This window comes from Mesorhizobium sp. M3A.F.Ca.ET.175.01.1.1, from assembly GCF_004791945.1.
Lineage (GTDB): Bacteria > Pseudomonadota > Alphaproteobacteria > Rhizobiales > Rhizobiaceae > Mesorhizobium.
The window spans coordinates 47,718-63,159 of the sequence record NZ_SRTP01000003.1; the positions used below are offsets into that span (position 1 = coordinate 47,718).

The window sequence follows — 15,442 nt, forward strand, 5'->3', positions numbered from 1 at the left end:
CTCGCGCCCCGGCGTTCTGGCCCATTTGTCTGGCCGCGGGATCTCGTCGCAGAACCGCGGAGCACTTTTGCGGAACACCCTCAGGGGGCGGCGCGAATGAAGTTTTCGCGCCTTCGCCTTCTCGGTTTCAAGTCCTTCGTCGAGCCCGGCGAGTTCGTCATCGAACGCGGGCTGACCGGCATCGTCGGGCCGAACGGCTGCGGCAAGTCGAACCTTGTCGAGGCGCTGCGCTGGGTGATGGGCGAAAGCTCCTACAAGAACATGCGCGCGTCGGGCATGGACGACGTGATCTTTTCCGGCTCCGGAGCGCGGCCCGCGCGCAACACCGCCGAGGTCACGCTTTTCCTGGACAACACAGACCGCACGGCGCCCGCCGCCTTCAACGATGCCGATGAACTGCAGGTGTCGCGCCGCATCGAGCGCGAGGCTGGCTCGCTCTACCGTATCAACGGCAAGGAAGCGCGTGCCAAGGACGTGCAGCTTTTGTTCGCAGATCAGTCGACCGGCGCGCGCTCGCCCTCCATGGTCGGCCAGGGCCGCATCGGCGAGCTTATCCAGGCCAAGCCTCAGGCCCGCCGCGCGCTGCTCGAGGAGGCCGCCGGCATTTCCGGCCTGCACACGCGCCGGCACGAGGCCGAACTCAGGCTGAAGGCCGCCGAGCAGAACCTCGAGCGGCTGGACGACGTCGTCGGCGAGCTCGAAGGCCAGATCGACAGCTTGAAACGCCAGGCGCGCCAGGCTTCGCGCTTCAAGAACCTGTCGGCCGATATCCGCAAGGCCGAGGCGATACTGCTGCACCTGCGCTGGACGTTGGCCAAGGCCCAGGAAGGCGAGGCGCGTTCGGCACTTGCCACGGCAACGACGCTGGTCGGTGACCGCGCCGCCGCGCAAATGGCAGCTGCGAGGGAGCAGGGCATCGCCGCGCACCGGTTGCCGGATCTGCGCGACGCCGAGGCCGCCGCTGCCGCCGCCTTCCAGCGCCTGTCGATCGCCAAGACGCAGATCGAGGAAGAAGCCGGCCGTATCCGCTCGCGCCAGGCGGAGCTGGAACGCCGGCTGCAGCAGCTCGACGCCGACATCGCCCGCGAGGAGCGGATGGTGCGCGACAATGCCGATATCCTGGAGCGCCTCCGGGCCGAGGAAGCCGAGCTCAATTCGGAGAACGCGGGCGCGGCCGAGCGCGAGGCCACCACGCGCGCCGCCTTCGAGCAGGCCAGCGCGACGCTTGCACAGAGCGAGGCCAGGCTTGCCGCGCTGACCGCCGAGCGCGCCGAGGCGGCTGCCTCGCGCCACCAGATCGAGCGCACGCTGCGCGAGACCGCCGAGCGCCGCGACCGTTTCGCGCGCCAGCTCGCCGAGGTCGATCGCGAGCTTTCCGACATCGTCGCGCGCATTTCCGGCCTGCCCGATCCGGCCGAGAAGCGGCTTCTGGTCGAGGATGCGCTCGCCCGGCTCGATGAAAGTGAGGCCCGCGCCATCGCCGCCGAGCAAGCGGTCGCCGAGGCGCGCGCCGCCGAAACTGCCGCGCGTCCGCCGCTGCAGGATGCCAGGGCCGAGCTTGCGCGCATCGAAACGGAAGCGCGCACGCTGGCGAAGATACTCAATGCCGCCAGCGGCGATCTCTTCCCCTCGGTGCTGGAACAGATCAGCGTCGAGCGGGGCTACGAGACCGCTCTCGGCGCCGCGCTCGGCGAGGATCTCGACGTGCCGCTCGACCGCAGCGCCCCGGCCCACTGGGGCGAGAGCGCGGTTCAGCCCGGCGATGCGGCACTGCCCGAAGGCGTAAAGAGCCTGGCCAGTGTGGTGCGCGCGCCCGCGCAGCTTGCCCGCCGCCTGGCGCACATCGGCATCGTCGAGGTGGCCGATGGTCGCCGCCTTCAGGCGCTGCTTGCACCCGGGCAGCGGCTGGTCAGCCGCGACGGCGCGCTTTGGCGCTGGGACGGTCTGACCGCGAGCGCCGATGCCCCGACCGCCGCCGCACAGCGGCTGGCGCAGAAGAACCGTCTTGCCGAGCTGGATGCCGAGGCTGTCCAGGCGACCCGCGTGCTGCGCGAGGCCGAGGAAGCGCTGGCCCGGGCCGAGCAGGCGATGCGCCAGGCGAGCGAGGCCGAGCGCAATGCGCGCCAGGCCGGCCGCGATGCCCAGCATGGGCTGGACGCCGCGCGCAACGCGCTGGCCGAAGCCGAGAAGGCCGGCGGCGAGCTGGCGAGCCGGCGCGCCGCGCTCGACGAGGCGCGCGCCCGCATCGTCGACAGCCATGAGGAAACGCAAGCCGCCTTCCTCGAAGCCGAGACGCTGCTCCAGGACGCGCCCGACCTTGGCGACCTGCAGCTGCAGCTCGAACAGGCGTCCGCCAATGTCTCACGCGACCGTGCCACGCTTGCCGATGGGCGCGCCGTGCATGAAGGCCTGCGCCGCGAGGCAGAGGCGCGCATGCGCCGGCTCGACGCCATCGGCACCGAGCGTAAGAACTGGCTTGAGCGCGCCGAGAATGCCTCCACGCAGATAACCGCCCTTGGCGAGCGCAAGGCGGAAGCCGAAGCCGAGCGCGAGAGGCTGGCCGACGCCCCTGACGAGATCGACGCCAAACGCCGCGCGCTGCTGTCGCAGCTGTCGGAGGCCGAAACGCTGCGCCAGGCGGCCGGCGACCGCCTGCAGGAGGCGGAGAACAAGCAGGCCGAGCTCGACAAGGCGGCGACCGCCGCCATCCAGTCGCTTGCCGAAGCGCGCGAAACGCGCGTCCGCGCCGAGGAGCGGTTGACCGCGGCAGACGAGCGGCGCGCCGAGGTGGAGGCCCGCATCCAGGAAGCGCTGAACACGCCGCCGCACCTGGTCATCAAGCACACCGGGCTGGAAGCCGACGATCCGATGCCGGACATGGCCGAGGTGGAGCGCCAGCTCGACCGGCTGAAGATCGAGCGCGAAAGGCTGGGCGCCGTCAATCTGCGTGCCGAGGAGGAGCAGAAGGAACTCTCCGGCCGGCTGGAGACGATCGTCTCCGAGCGCGAGGACATCATCGAGGCGATCCGCAAACTCCGGCAAGCGATCCAGAGCCTCAACCGCGAGGGCCGCGAACGCCTGCTGTCGGCCTTCGAGGTGGTCAATGGCCATTTCCAGCGGCTGTTCTCACATCTGTTCGGCGGCGGCACCGCCGAGCTTCAGCTGATCGAGTCCGAGGATCCTCTCGAGGCCGGCCTCGAAATCCTCGCCCGGCCGCCCGGCAAGAAGCCGCAGACGATGACGCTGCTCTCCGGCGGCGAGCAGGCGCTCACTGCCATGTCGCTGATCTTCGCCGTGTTCCTGACCAATCCGGCGCCGATCTGCGTGCTCGACGAGGTCGACGCGCCGCTCGACGATCACAATGTCGAGCGCTTCTGCAACCTGATGGATGAGATGGCCAAGACCACCGAGACGCGCTTCGTCATCATCACCCACAATCCGATCACCATGGCGCGCATGGACCGGCTGTTCGGCGTCACCATGGCCGAGCAGGGCGTCAGCCAGCTGGTCTCGGTCGACCTGCAGGCGGCCGAAGCGATGCGCGAGGCGAGCTGAGGCCGGCTGGCCCTCGAGTCAGAAGTGCCGATAATGTCGTGTGGTTAACTTACTTGTTGCCTGCTGGTTTCACGGTCAAAAGACCAAGAATCTGCGCGCACTCTCGTGCTCTATACTGACCAGCGATCATCAGCTGGTAGTAATCTTGTCGCTTGTGTTCCGGTACATGGAAACCGCGCCGAAAAGCCGCCGCCTCTTTCGGGGTTCGCGTGCAACCGAGCTTGCTGGCACTAACCTTCAAACTGGCAAGTGAACATCCGAGCTTGGCCGCAATATCTTTCAAGGGTTCGTTATTAACGTATCCATCAAGAATTATCTTGCGACGAGCTTCTCCTGTAAGCTTCGCGTTCATGTTGTGGTCTCCTCGACTGCCCTTTCACGATGCATGAATCTATGCGCGTCGGGTCAACAATGTCGTTAGCGCCGCATCCAGAAACTTATCCCGGCATGCATTTCTTACTGCCATCCCGCGTGATCCCCGCCTCGGTCAGCTCCAGGTTTGAAAGTCTTGCCAGACTACCCAGATACATCACATGATTGAGAGGGCAGGGGCATATCGATTCGGATATGGCACCACGCGATGGACGCTAAGAAGCAAGACGAGGCGCTTGCGAAGCAGGGGCCGGGTCGTGATCGACGTCGTTGGCCGCGCGAAGCGCAACCTCCCAACGAGGCAGCCCCGTCAATCGCGCCGGCACTCGAGCCTCTGCATTTTTCAACACTCGAACTGACGCCGGAGGATCAATTCCCCGCCTGGCAAGCGCATATGGCGCCACTTGTCGAAATCAGGCTGCCGGATGGCAGATCGCCGGAGGCTGGCTTTCCTGCGGAGCACACGGCCTGGAACCTCGGCGGCATGCTGATCGCTCAGCAGCGCGCCCCCGCACACAGCTATGTCCGTTCTGCCGCGAAGCTTCGCTCCAGCTCGATCGATCATTGGTATGTCGCCTTGCCGCATAATGGCCGGTCATGGACGGAGGTCGATCGCCGGGTCGCGGAAGGCCAGCCGGGCAAATTGGAAATCAGGTCGCTTGGCTACCCGTTTCGAGGCAGGACAACGGATTCCGAAGGTGTCTTCGTCTATTTGCCGCGCGATTTGTTCGCCGATGCAGCGGCAACCCTCGACGCCAAGAACAATTCGATTTTGTCCGGCAACCTTGCCAGCCTGCTGGCCGACTACATCAACAGCATCGAAGCCAGACTGCGCAGTCTCACGGCTGAAGATCTGCCCCGCATCGTGCACGCAACGCGCAGCATGATCATTGCCTGCCTCGCGCCGCCTGCGGAGCATGCCGCGGCCGCCGAACAGTTGGCGAGTGTCGCGCTCATGGAGCGAGCGCGTCGATACGTCCATCAAAATCTGGATGCGGCACATCTCACTCCGGATTCGATGTGCCGGGCGCTCGGCGTCTCACGCTCCCGTCTCTATCAGTTGTTCGAACCGAGCGGTGGCGTCCTCCACTACATTCAAAGTCGCCGGCTTTTGGCAGCTCATGTCGCACTCAGCGATCCGGCGGACAGCCGGCGCATTGTCGCTATCGCCGAAGCCGTCGGGTTCAGTTCCGCTGCCAATTTCAGCCGGGCATTCAGCAAGGAATTTGGCTACAGCCCCCGCGAGGTCCGCAGCAGCGTGGTGCTGCCGCGCCCCGCCCAGCCTGTTTCGCTTGCTGAACAAAAGAAGGCCGCCTCGTTTGAAGGTTGGCTCAAGGCGCTCGGAAGCTGAGCCAGAGAACCGTGGTGATTGAGATCGCCTGGTGCTTATGCGCCATGCAATGCCGTGTGGAACGCCTGTGGCCGTGAGGCCGCAATCCCCCATTGCGCGAGCCGGCTGCATCAGCCGGTGGGCAACCGCCTCGCCGATCGCGAGATATGTACGCCCGGATAAGTATTTGGATGCGCAGCTAACGACAAGGCCGGCGTGTTCGTAGATGTTCGCCATGACTTAGCGGGGGCCGGCACAGGCGGCAGGTTTCCAAGTTGGGGGGGAATATCGAGCCAGCCTGTGCCGATCGCGCCACCGCTATCCGTCAAAAGGGGTGGCGTATTGCGTAAGCGTGCCAAGGCTGGGGGGCGGCCGGCTGGAGTTCATTCCGTCGCAGAATGGGTTAGTGGGGGCACGGCACAGGCGGCAGATCTTCCAGGTTGGGGGAATATCGAGTCGCCTGTGCCGACCGCGCCAGCACCATTCCGTCAAAGGCGGTGGCGTAAGTGAATAGGCGTGCCAAGATGGCCGGCGTTCGGTTGGAATTCATTCCGCCGCAGATGCCAACTCTCGTCGAACAGCCTCCCGAGGATCAGGGATGGGTTCACGAGGCCAAACTCGACGGCTACCGCACGCAAATCATCATCGATAAAGGCGGCGTGCGTCTCTACAGCAAGAACGGCCGTGACTGGACGGCAAAATACTGGCCCATCGCGCTGGCGGTCGAACTGCCATGCCGGGCGGCCATTCTCGACGGCGAGATGGTTGTGTCGGGCGAGCAGGGTACGCCCGATTCTCCTGCGCTGGAGGCCGCGATCTGGAACGAGCCGAACCGGCTGGTGTTCGTCGCCTTCGACATCCTCCATCTCGACGGTCGCGATCTTGTCTCCTCGCCCCTTCTGCAGCGCAAGCACGCGCTCCGGCAACTGGTCGAGCCTGGCGTCGGCACTATCCGATACAGCGAGCATTTTGAGGGTGACGCTCTGGCGATCTTTCGCGCCATCGAGAAGACAGGACTGGGTGGCGTCATCTCGAAACGGGCCGACAGCCGCTACAGCAGCGGACCGTCGAAAACATGGCTGAAGGCCGAATATTCGCGAAACCGGGTTTCGAACTGCTGACTGCATGATCCAGGCGGGCAGCCAACGCCAATCAGCCCATCGGTCGCAATATTTCGAATCACCTCGAGCACGACGCCAATTATCGGAAAATTTGCAATTTATTAACGAACAATGACTGTTCATCGTGTGGATAAGCTGCCGCCAATCACTGCAAGGCTTTCCTCGCGACTATGCCGGGCCCGCGGCTTGTTAGCAATGCGAGTTGAAAGTTTGCCAAGCTAGATAGTTATGCTATTCCTAAACTGGGGGACGCACATTGGCACCGCCTACGGAGGTGGCACTTGCATCCAAAGGCATCAGGCGTTGGTCCGGAGAGTGAAGGGCCTTCCTCAAGCGCTCCTCGTGCCGTCGATGCGCTTCTGGCTGACCTCTTGGCGAACACCGCCGATCTCGTGTCGTTTTATGACCGCGATTTCCGCCTGACGCATTGTGCTGCCACGCTCAAAGGCGTGTACGGCAGCGTGGCGGCGGTGGGCGCCGCCATCTGGGAGATCTATCCGGCCTTCCTGCTTGCCAGGCATCGCGACGAATTTCTTCGAGTGTTCCAGGGGGGCCCTCCGGCCAACATCGACCTGTCGCGATCATCGGGCGAGGCGCCCCGCTCGGTCTTCGTCTTCAGCACCGCCAATGGCGTGGGAATCATCGAATCGAGGGAGCAGGGCGGGCGGAGCGCGGCCGAGGAACAGGAGCATGTGGTCCTGCTCCATCAGGCGACGCACGATGTGCTGACCGGCCTGCAGAATAGGCGGCGATTCGGCGAGCGGCTGCAGCAGGCGCTGGCCGCCATCGGCGGACCGAAGTCGAAGGCTGCGCTGCTGCAGATCGACCTCGACGATTTCAAGGCGGTCAACGACACGCTCGGCCATGGAGCGGGCGACACGCTGCTTCAGCTTGCGGCAGGTCGAATTCGCGACGCGCTGCAGGAAGGCGAATCCGCCTATCGCTATGCCGGCGACGAGTTCGCCGTCATCCAATTGGGAAAGGAGCAGCCCGCCGAAGCTGAGCGCCTCGCCGGATCGCTGATCGATGCCTTCAAGCAGCCCTTCGTCATCAACGGGATTCCCGTATTCGTTGGCTCCAGCATCGGAATTGCATTCGCGCCGGAGCATGGGACCGATGGCGAGCAGCTGATGAAGGCCGCCGACATCGCCCTCTACGCAGCCAAGACGGATGGGCGCGGCTGCGCTCGGACCTTCAACCGTTCGATGCTGCTCATGCTGGAGCAGCGCGAGAATCTGAGGCGGAGCCTTCGAACCGCGCTAGAGCGCGGAGAGCTCTATTTGGAGTACCAGCCGCTTGTTCGGCCCCCCTCGTCGGTGGTCGGTTTCGAGGCGCTGCTGCGCTGGCGGCACCCGGAGATCGGAATCATCCCTCCCAGCGTGTTCATACCGATCGCCGAAGGCGACGGCCTGATGGACGAAATCGGACGCTGGGTGATCGAGGAAGCCTGCCGCCAGGCATTGTCCTGGCCTGCCTCGCTGACGGTCGCGGTTAACCTGTCGCCGGCTCAGTTCCTTAGCGGTTCGCTGACGGACACCGTTGCTCAGATCATCGACGATGTTGGAATTCGGGCCGAACGGCTCGAGCTTGAGATAACCGAAACGGTCCTTCTCGAGAAGACGATCGACAATATCGACACACTAAATACGCTCAACGTGTTGGGGATACGCATCTCGCTCGATGATTTCGGCACGTATTACTCGTCGTTGAGCTACCTTAAGAACTTCCCGTTCGACACATTGAAGATCGATAAGTACTTTATCGCTGACCTGGAGACCGATCGCAAAGGCCAAACCATCGTCCGATCGATCATAAATCTCGCGCACGGCCTGGGAATAAGCGTCACCGCCGAGGGCGTCGAGAATTCGGCGCAGGCAAAATGGCTGATCAAGGAAAACTGCGATTGCCTGCAGGGGCATTTCCTCGGACGGCCGCTCGGTGCGGAGGCGGTCGGCGAATTCATCCAACGGTCCCCGCTGAGGATGGGACGAGCGATGGAGGAGACCAACGGGGCGGGCTAGCGCTTGGCGCCCCGATGAAGTCGAGAATCATAGAAACGATCGGGGCAGGTGCCGCGCCACTCATCCAGTGAGGCGGGACTTGCGGCGCCCGCCAGGGCTCGAATTCTAATGGAACAAGTGAGGATGTCGATGGGACCCGTTCATGACCTGGCTGGCGAGCCGACTTTTGATCCGATGATCCAGATCGACATGGAGATGCGAGCCTTTGTCTCCGCCTGGAAACACTGCGACTATGTCTCGACCTACATGGCCCGCATGATCAGCCAGAACAGATCGGATTCGGTCCGGCACTCGAATCTCTTTTCCTCCGCCGTCAACGAATTGCTGGAAGTCGCCTTTCGCACGCGCCATGCCGACGGCGAACTGGCATGCAGGGTGTCCCGCCAGGGCGCGACGGACAGGATCGAGCTGACATTCCCTTGCGTGCCGGAGGAGCGCCAGTTCTATGAAGAAGCCGTGGCGCAGGTCGCGGGATCCGAGATCAGGGAGCGATACCTCAACTCCGTGTCTGGCGATCTCGCTCCCAGCCGGGAGGTCGTGCTCCTGGAACTGGCCATCGACTACAACGCGACACTCAGTGTGGAGGAGGTCGACGGTGATGCCATCAAGCTTGTCGTCGATCTTCCGCTTGAGGGCCTGTAAAATTGAGCCCCTACGACCTTCTCCCGCGTTTCAGGGCGCACTACGACGCGAACAATCAGGAGTTCTCCCTGTCGGGGGTGGTCCGACCTCAGGCGATCGATGAGCTTGGGTCCAGCCTGTCTTTGCTCCGCGATGCGATCAGCCGCGTGCGAGGCGTTCTCTACATCAATGTCAGGCGACTGACGCAGATGAACAACGCCGCGTTCCACGCCTTTTCGCGCATCATCATCGACGCCTGCCGAGCACGGCCCGATCTCAGATTCGTCGTCGTCACTTCCAGCGTCGTTGGATGGACGTCACGAAAATTCGGTCGCTTGAGCAGGATCGAACCGAACATAGCGGTCGAGGAGTACGACACCGTATTCTATCCGGGGCAGAGCTTCCTCGAGGAAGGCGGATTCGTTCCCATCCTGCGCACGCAGACCAAGATGACCTGGCGCCACGAGCGCACCATTTTGCCGCGGCACGGCATGAAGCCCGGCATCGTCATGGCCGACATTTGCTGCGGGATCGGTGATTTCGCCGTGCTCGTGCAGAAGGAGTTCCAGCCCTCGCGGATCGTCGCCCTCGACCATTCCATGTCGAGCCTGGAATATGCCCGGCGCATGATGCGGGAGTTCGACATCCGCGGCATCGAATATACCTATGGCGATGCGTCGGAAATGCTGCTCGACGAAGCGCAGTTCGACCTGGTCACCTGCCGCCATTCGCTTCAGATCTTCAACCGACCCGAACTCATCCTCAAGGAGCTGTACCGCATTTGCAAACCGGGCGGGCGGGTCTACATCACCAATGAGAAGAATTCCCATTGCCTCGGCGAGCCGCGCGCCGAAAGCATTCGCTGGACCTACAACGAAGTGGCGGAGTTGTTCGCGCATTTCGAGATGGACGTCGAGCTCGGACCCAAGAGCCGGCGATACCTGGTCGAGGCCGGGTTCGAAGACATACGGGTCGAGACCTTCATGGTCACCAACCTGGACGGTGATCCGCAAGACTTCGCCGATATCATTGCAGCCTGGGCGGATGTCTATGCGGGCGACATGGCGACCAGACGCGGTGACGGTCCGGAGTTCGTCGCACGGTTCCGGCAGGGTTTTCAGGACCATATCTTCGCTGCCCTCCATCCCAAGGGTTACGCGGCTTGGCCGATCTGGGTCGCGTCGGGGCGACGACCGCAATGACCGATGAGCGGACATCGCGCTTCGGCCTGCGCTCCTTTCGAGCGAAATTCGTGTTGGTCGTCGGTGGCGCGGTCCTTTTCGACCTTCTGGTGAGCGGTGGTCTGGCGCTTTGGAACGTCCAGAAGCTGTCGCGCGACGCCACGTCGGAAGTCGGTGAAGGCCTGACGACGGCAAACCAGGAATACATACGTTCCTACGCTCGATCGACAGCGTTGCGCGTCGACCTGCTGCTCGACCGGGTTCATGGGGACGTCAAGGCATTGGCCGGCGTGCTGCAGGCCCAGATCGACGATCCAGCCAGACAGCAGCAGGTCGGAGCGACGCTGGCGCAGCAATCGCCCGGTTCGGTGAAGGTCGTCTACGACGCGCACGGCGATTGGGCGCAGAATCTGCCGGGCGCGCCGTCGGTGGTAAGCGTCTGGGGCTACTTGCTGGGCGCCGACCACACGCCGCTGCCAAGCGTTCAGCAGGAAATCGATGACAGCACCGTGCTCGATCTCGTCGCGCCGACCCTCATGGCCAGCGGCTCGTCCAAACTGCAGATGTATTATATTGGTCCGAAAGAACGGCCGATCTTCAGGACCGTGCCGTACACGGACCAGGCGCAGACCTTCGACCGCCTCTATCCGGGCCACAACAAGGCGGAATTCTGGGAGTTCTTCTTTCCCGGGATCTACGGGTCGTGGCAGCAATGGGCCCGGGATCCGGCCTCGCGTCCGGTCTCCGACGACATTACCCAGACAGCGCCTTACACCGACGCGATCACGGGAAAGCTGATCGTCAGCTTCTTCCACCCGTTGTGGACGCGCGATCGCAGCGGCGTCGCCGGCACTGCGGGGGCTGACATCACGCTCGATCAGCTCGCGGAAGTCGTTCAAAGCGTGAAGATCGCCGAGACCGGCTTCGGCTTCCTGACGATGTCGAATGGCAACGTGGTGGCGATCAATCCGTCGGGGCAGGCGATCATCGGCCTGAAATCGTCGAGCGATGCGGGCACGCAGGGCGTCACCGGTTTGGAGCGGTCACTGAGGGGAAGCTCGCAGCCGGCGATCGCGTCGCTGCCTCTCGACCAGAAGAATGACGGCGTCATTCAGCACATCATGCTCGACAACAAGGGCGAACGCGTGCCCTACATCGTCGTCCTCAGGCAATTGAAGCCGACCAATTTGTGGAGTTCGGGCCCGATCAAGTCCGAGACGATGTCGGTCGGGATCGTCGTTCCCGAACGGGAGATCTATGCCTCCCTGTTCGCCGCGCAGGACAGCATTTCGCGCGCAACCAATCGCATCCTGTTCTTCCAGATCGCTGCCATCGTCGTTTCGCTGTTGATTGTCTTTGCGGCCGTGCTCGGAATTTCGAAGCGCATCACCGCCGGCCTCAGGGCGCTTGCCAGCGCCGCCCAGCAGCTCCGCTCCAAGGACTATTCGGTGCGCGTGAGCATTCCGACGCGTGACGAGGTTGGAGCGGTGGGAGTGGCCTTCAACCGCATGGCCGAGCAGATCAGCTTCCACACGGAAAACCTCGAGCAACTCGTCGACGAACGAACCCGGGAGCTCGGCGACGCAAATCAGGAGATATCCGCGCTCAACGAAAAGCTGCGCGACGAGAACGTCCGCCTCGGCGCCGAGCTCGCGGTGGCCAAGCAGATCCAGATGATGGTCCTGCCGAAACCCTTCGAGCTCGAAGCGATCCCGGGACTGGAGATCGCGGCCTATATGCGGCCGGCCGACGAGGTCGGCGGCGACTATTACGACGTGCTGCAGAACGGATCGCGGGTCAAGATCGGCATCGGCGACGTGACCGGGCATGGTCTCGAGAGCGGCGTGCTGATGCTGATGGTCCAATCCGTTGCCCGCGCGCTGCAGGAGACCAACGAAGGGGATCCGCACCGGTTCTTGGATCGCCTGAACAGAGCGATCTACAAGAACATCGAACGGACCAACACCGGCAAGCATCTGTCGCTCGCCTTCCTTGACTTCGAGGATGAGCGGGTGACGCTGTCCGGCCAGCACGAGGACGTTCTCGTCGTCCGCGCGGCCGGCGAAGTCGAGCGTATCGACACGATCGATCTCGGTCTGCCGGTTGGCCTGGAGAACGACATTTCGCCGTACATTGCCACGCGTGACATCCTGTTCGGCAGTGGCGACGTGATTGTGCTGCACACCGATGGTGTGACCGAGGCGGAGGACCAGGACAAGAAACTGTTCGGCTTCGAGCGCCTCTGCCAGAGCGCGCAAAACCGTTACGGCGGGAGTGCGGAGGAAATCAAAACCGGGATCATCGAGGATCTGATGGCCCACATCGGCATGCAGAAGATCCACGACGACATCACTCTCGTGATCATAAGGCGCACATAGACATGACAACGCTGTTCGGTACCCCAGACATTGCAATCGGGATGAAGGAGAGCGTCAGCCGGGTGCGGCTCTTCGATGGCCCGCTCGACCTGAGCTGGCGTCACTGCGCGACCACGTCGGACTTCATCGCCGATCTCTTCGCGTTGCGCTTCCGTTCCTCCCGCAACGACTACATGGAAGTGCGGCACAGCATCGGATATCTGGTCAACGAGCTCATCGAAAATGCCGTCAAGTTTCGCGCGCCGGGCGAGATCGTGATCGAGGCATCGATGGATCCGGAGTGCTTCAAGCTCAAGGTGTCGAACGACGTCGTCTGCGAAGTCGCCTCTCAGTTCCAAAGCCTCCTGGCGGACATCACGGTTGGCGATCCCGGAGACTTGCTGATACAGCGCATCGAAGCGAACGCCGCGAATCCCGACGTGGGAGGCTCCGGACTGGGATTGCTGACATTGATGAGCGATTATGGCGCACGACTTGCTTGGATATTCAGCGCTGCCGACGAAAGCGATCGGATTTGCCTGGAGACGTATGCCTCCATACCGATCTCGCAAACTCACAACTAGATGAGATGAAGCCACTCAATGGAAATCAAGACGGACGATTACCGGGTTTGGAATGAAGGAAGCGATATCTTTTTTGACGGTGCGATGCGGCTTGCCAGTTCCGAGGCCGGGGCACCGGTCATGGCCTTGGCGAGCAGCGTTCTTGCCGCCAATCCCCTGTCCATTACGCTCAACCTGAAGGACCTTCATTTCCTCAACTCGTCCGGCATCAACATGCTGGCGAAGTTCACCATCGAGGTACGCAAGCATCCCGATGTTCAACTCATCGTGCGCGGAACGCCCGACATACCCTGGCAATCGAAGTCGTTGCCGAATCTGAAGAAGCTGCATCCGGCCCTGGTGCTTTTGATGAACTGACCTGTGGTCGAAGACGCGCGCCCACCCGGCACCTGAGGTGTGCAGGCCGTCCTAGTTTTCCGGGGCGGTCGCCGGTGCCGTGTAGCGGCGGCGTACGGCGTCGAGCACGCGCTTGCGGCTCTCCTCAGCCGAGAGCGCCTCGTCCTTCTCGGCCTCGGCCGTCTCGCGGGCGAGTTCCTTGTCCCTGATCTGCTGGCGGAACCATTTGGAATAATCGCCGGCGCGCAGATGATGCATCCACGTCTTGTCGTCGATGCCTTCCGCCATCTGCGCGAAGATGATCAGATTGTGGGCTCGCAGGTTCATCGCCTTCTTCGGCCCGGTGAAATAGAAGCTCCCGGCCTCGTCGAGCTCGCCTTCGGCATATTTGCGGCTGTGCCGCTTCAGCGACTGGCTGGGCTCGACCGCCTTGACGGTAAAAGGCTTCTTGCCGTCATGCGGCCGCCAGAGCAGCACGCGATCCCCTTTTGGCGCGGGAATGCTCTTGGGCGCATCCAGCCCGGTCTCCTTGCAGAAGGTCTTGATGACGCCCTTCGCCTTCGGGCCGAGTGCGATCACTGCCGTCACCAGGCGCAGTGCGTCCGTCGAGATCGCCTCCGGGTGCACGGTGATCAAGACGGTGCCCGGCAGCTCCAGCGAGAGCACCGCGCGGGTATCCTCGCGCCGCTTCGGCAGCAGATGGTGCGCCTCGTCGATGATCAGCCAATGCGGTCTTGCGGTGCGGTAGCGAGCGCTGCCGAGCCCGGGCAGCAGCTCGGCGAAGAAGTCCGGCCGCTCGTCGACCTTCAGCGCCAGCCCTTTGACCACGACATTGGTGTCGGGCTTCTCGATCAATTCCAGCAACTGGTCCTTGCTCGGCGCGCTCGACCCGTCGCCGAGCGGCACTGCGCCCTGCAGGCCGTCATAATCGCCTTCCGGGTCGAAGATGCAGAACTGCAGGCCCTGTTCCATGAGCCGCTCGGTAAGCGCCGTTGCCAGGGTGGATTTGCCGATGCCGGAACTGCCGGCGATCAGGACCGTCTCGACGGGCGACAGGTGGACCTTCTTGCCGCGCGCCGTTCCCAGCAGGATGCCGCGCAAGCGTTTTCGGGCGATCAGATGATCGAGCTTGACCAGCTTGCGGATCAGCTCCTCGACCCCCTTTCCGCGGGTGCCCTTCGTGACGAGGTCGGCCGTGTCCTTGACAGCCGGCAGCGCATTGGCGACCGCGACGCTGCAGCCCGAAGCTCTGAGGAAGGCATGGTCGTTCTCGGCATCGCCGACGCCGAGCACATTGTGCGGCGAGAGCCTGAGGTCCTGAAGCGCGGCCGCGAGCCCCGTTGCCTTGTTGATGCCGCTGGGCAGGATCATCACCGCGCCCTTGTTGAAGATGATCTCCAGCTCCAGCCCGAGGTTCTTGATGACGTCGAGGACCGTGGCCTGGTGCGGTTCCCATGTGGCAACGATCGAGCGCCCGACCGAGAGCGGCTTGACGCCGCGCTTCTTGAGCCTGTCGACGAGATCGGTGGACGGAGAGGGGCAGATCGTGCGCTCTTCCTCGCTCGCCGGCGTGTAGATCAGCGCCCCGTTTTCGGCGACGACCTTGTCGAACAGGCCGATCTCGGGAAACACCTCCTTGAGATCGGGCAGCTCGCGACCGGTTACCAGGATGAGCTTGCGGCCGGATTTCTTCAGCTTCTCCAGCGCCGAGACGGTGCTTGCGGTCACCAGCCCGTCATGCGCCAGCGTGCCGTCATAGTCGGTGGCCAAGGCCATGAAATACATCGGTTTTGCCCTCTCCGCTGGCCGCGCTCGAAGAGCCGGCAGGAGCCGGCCTGACGAACAACAACGCGTGTCTGCGGAAAAAGTTTAGGCTGTGGGGCGCATTCCGCACGTGCCCAGCAGGGTGCACCGAAATCGGCAGCTCATTCGAGCAATTCCGGGCAGAATGCGTAGGGGCTTTC

The 15,442-nt window shown here is 63.2% G+C and carries 11 protein-coding genes; 9 read left to right on the forward strand and 2 right to left on the reverse strand.

Annotated elements, in window-relative coordinates; genetic code table 11:
* Window positions 1-96 precede the first annotated feature (96 nt).
* The gene (gene smc / locus EN818_RS08235) at window positions 97-3,555 is read left to right on the forward strand and encodes a chromosome segregation protein SMC (protein ID WP_135904204.1); all 3,459 of its coding nucleotides are present in this window, start codon (window positions 97-99) and stop codon (window positions 3,553-3,555) included.
* Between the two features lie 49 nt (window positions 3,556-3,604).
* Here the strand turns inward: smc and EN818_RS08240 are convergent, their stop codons facing one another.
* Window positions 3,605-3,907 carry a hypothetical protein gene (locus tag EN818_RS08240; protein WP_129553041.1) on the reverse strand — a complete coding sequence of 101 codons (303 nt, stop codon included), beginning with the start codon at window positions 3,905-3,907 and terminating at the stop codon, window positions 3,605-3,607.
* A gap of 228 nt (window positions 3,908-4,135) precedes the next feature.
* Here EN818_RS08240 and EN818_RS08245 point away from each other — a divergent pair, with 228 nt between their 5' ends.
* From EN818_RS08245 to EN818_RS08280, 8 genes are all read left to right on the forward strand, one after another.
* Window positions 4,136-5,278, forward strand: a complete 1,143-nt coding sequence (locus EN818_RS08245) for a helix-turn-helix domain-containing protein (protein ID WP_135904206.1) — start codon at window positions 4,136-4,138, stop codon at window positions 5,276-5,278.
* A 485-nt stretch (window positions 5,279-5,763) separates the two neighbouring features.
* Window positions 5,764-6,378 carry an RNA ligase family protein gene (locus EN818_RS08250; protein WP_135904208.1) on the forward strand — a complete coding sequence of 205 codons (615 nt, stop codon included), beginning with the start codon at window positions 5,764-5,766 and terminating at the stop codon, window positions 6,376-6,378.
* A 371-nt stretch (window positions 6,379-6,749) separates the two neighbouring features.
* Window positions 6,750-8,399 carry an EAL domain-containing protein gene (locus EN818_RS08255; RefSeq protein ID WP_245518802.1) on the forward strand — a complete coding sequence of 550 codons (1,650 nt, stop codon included), beginning with the start codon at window positions 6,750-6,752 and terminating at the stop codon, window positions 8,397-8,399.
* 129 nt (window positions 8,400-8,528) lie between these two features.
* Entirely contained in the window at window positions 8,529-9,041 is a 513-nt protein-coding gene (locus EN818_RS08260; protein WP_135904481.1) for a ubiquinone biosynthesis methyltransferase UbiE, read from the forward strand.
* Between the two features lie 2 nt (window positions 9,042-9,043).
* Window positions 9,044-10,222, forward strand: coding sequence for a class I SAM-dependent methyltransferase (locus EN818_RS08265; protein WP_095805589.1), 1,179 nt, complete (start codon window positions 9,044-9,046; stop codon window positions 10,220-10,222).
* Complete coding sequence (locus EN818_RS08270) at window positions 10,219-12,579, forward strand: SpoIIE family protein phosphatase (RefSeq protein WP_135904212.1); 2,361 nt, start codon at window positions 10,219-10,221, stop codon at window positions 12,577-12,579. Before EN818_RS08265 ends, EN818_RS08270 begins: the two co-directional genes overlap by 4 nt.
* Window positions 12,580-12,581: 2 nt before the next feature.
* Entirely contained in the window at window positions 12,582-13,142 is a 561-nt protein-coding gene (locus EN818_RS08275; RefSeq protein WP_176478349.1) for an ATP-binding protein, read from the forward strand.
* A gap of 18 nt (window positions 13,143-13,160) precedes the next feature.
* On the forward strand, window positions 13,161-13,499 hold the full coding sequence (locus tag EN818_RS08280; protein WP_095805592.1) for a hypothetical protein: 339 nt from the start codon (window positions 13,161-13,163) through the stop codon (window positions 13,497-13,499).
* 51 nt (window positions 13,500-13,550) lie between these two features.
* Here EN818_RS08280 and EN818_RS08285 read toward each other — a convergent pair whose 3' ends face one another.
* On the reverse strand, window positions 13,551-15,263 hold the full coding sequence (locus EN818_RS08285) for an HAD family hydrolase (protein WP_135904215.1): 1,713 nt from the start codon (window positions 15,261-15,263) through the stop codon (window positions 13,551-13,553).
* Between the last annotated feature and the right edge of the window lie 179 nt (window positions 15,264-15,442).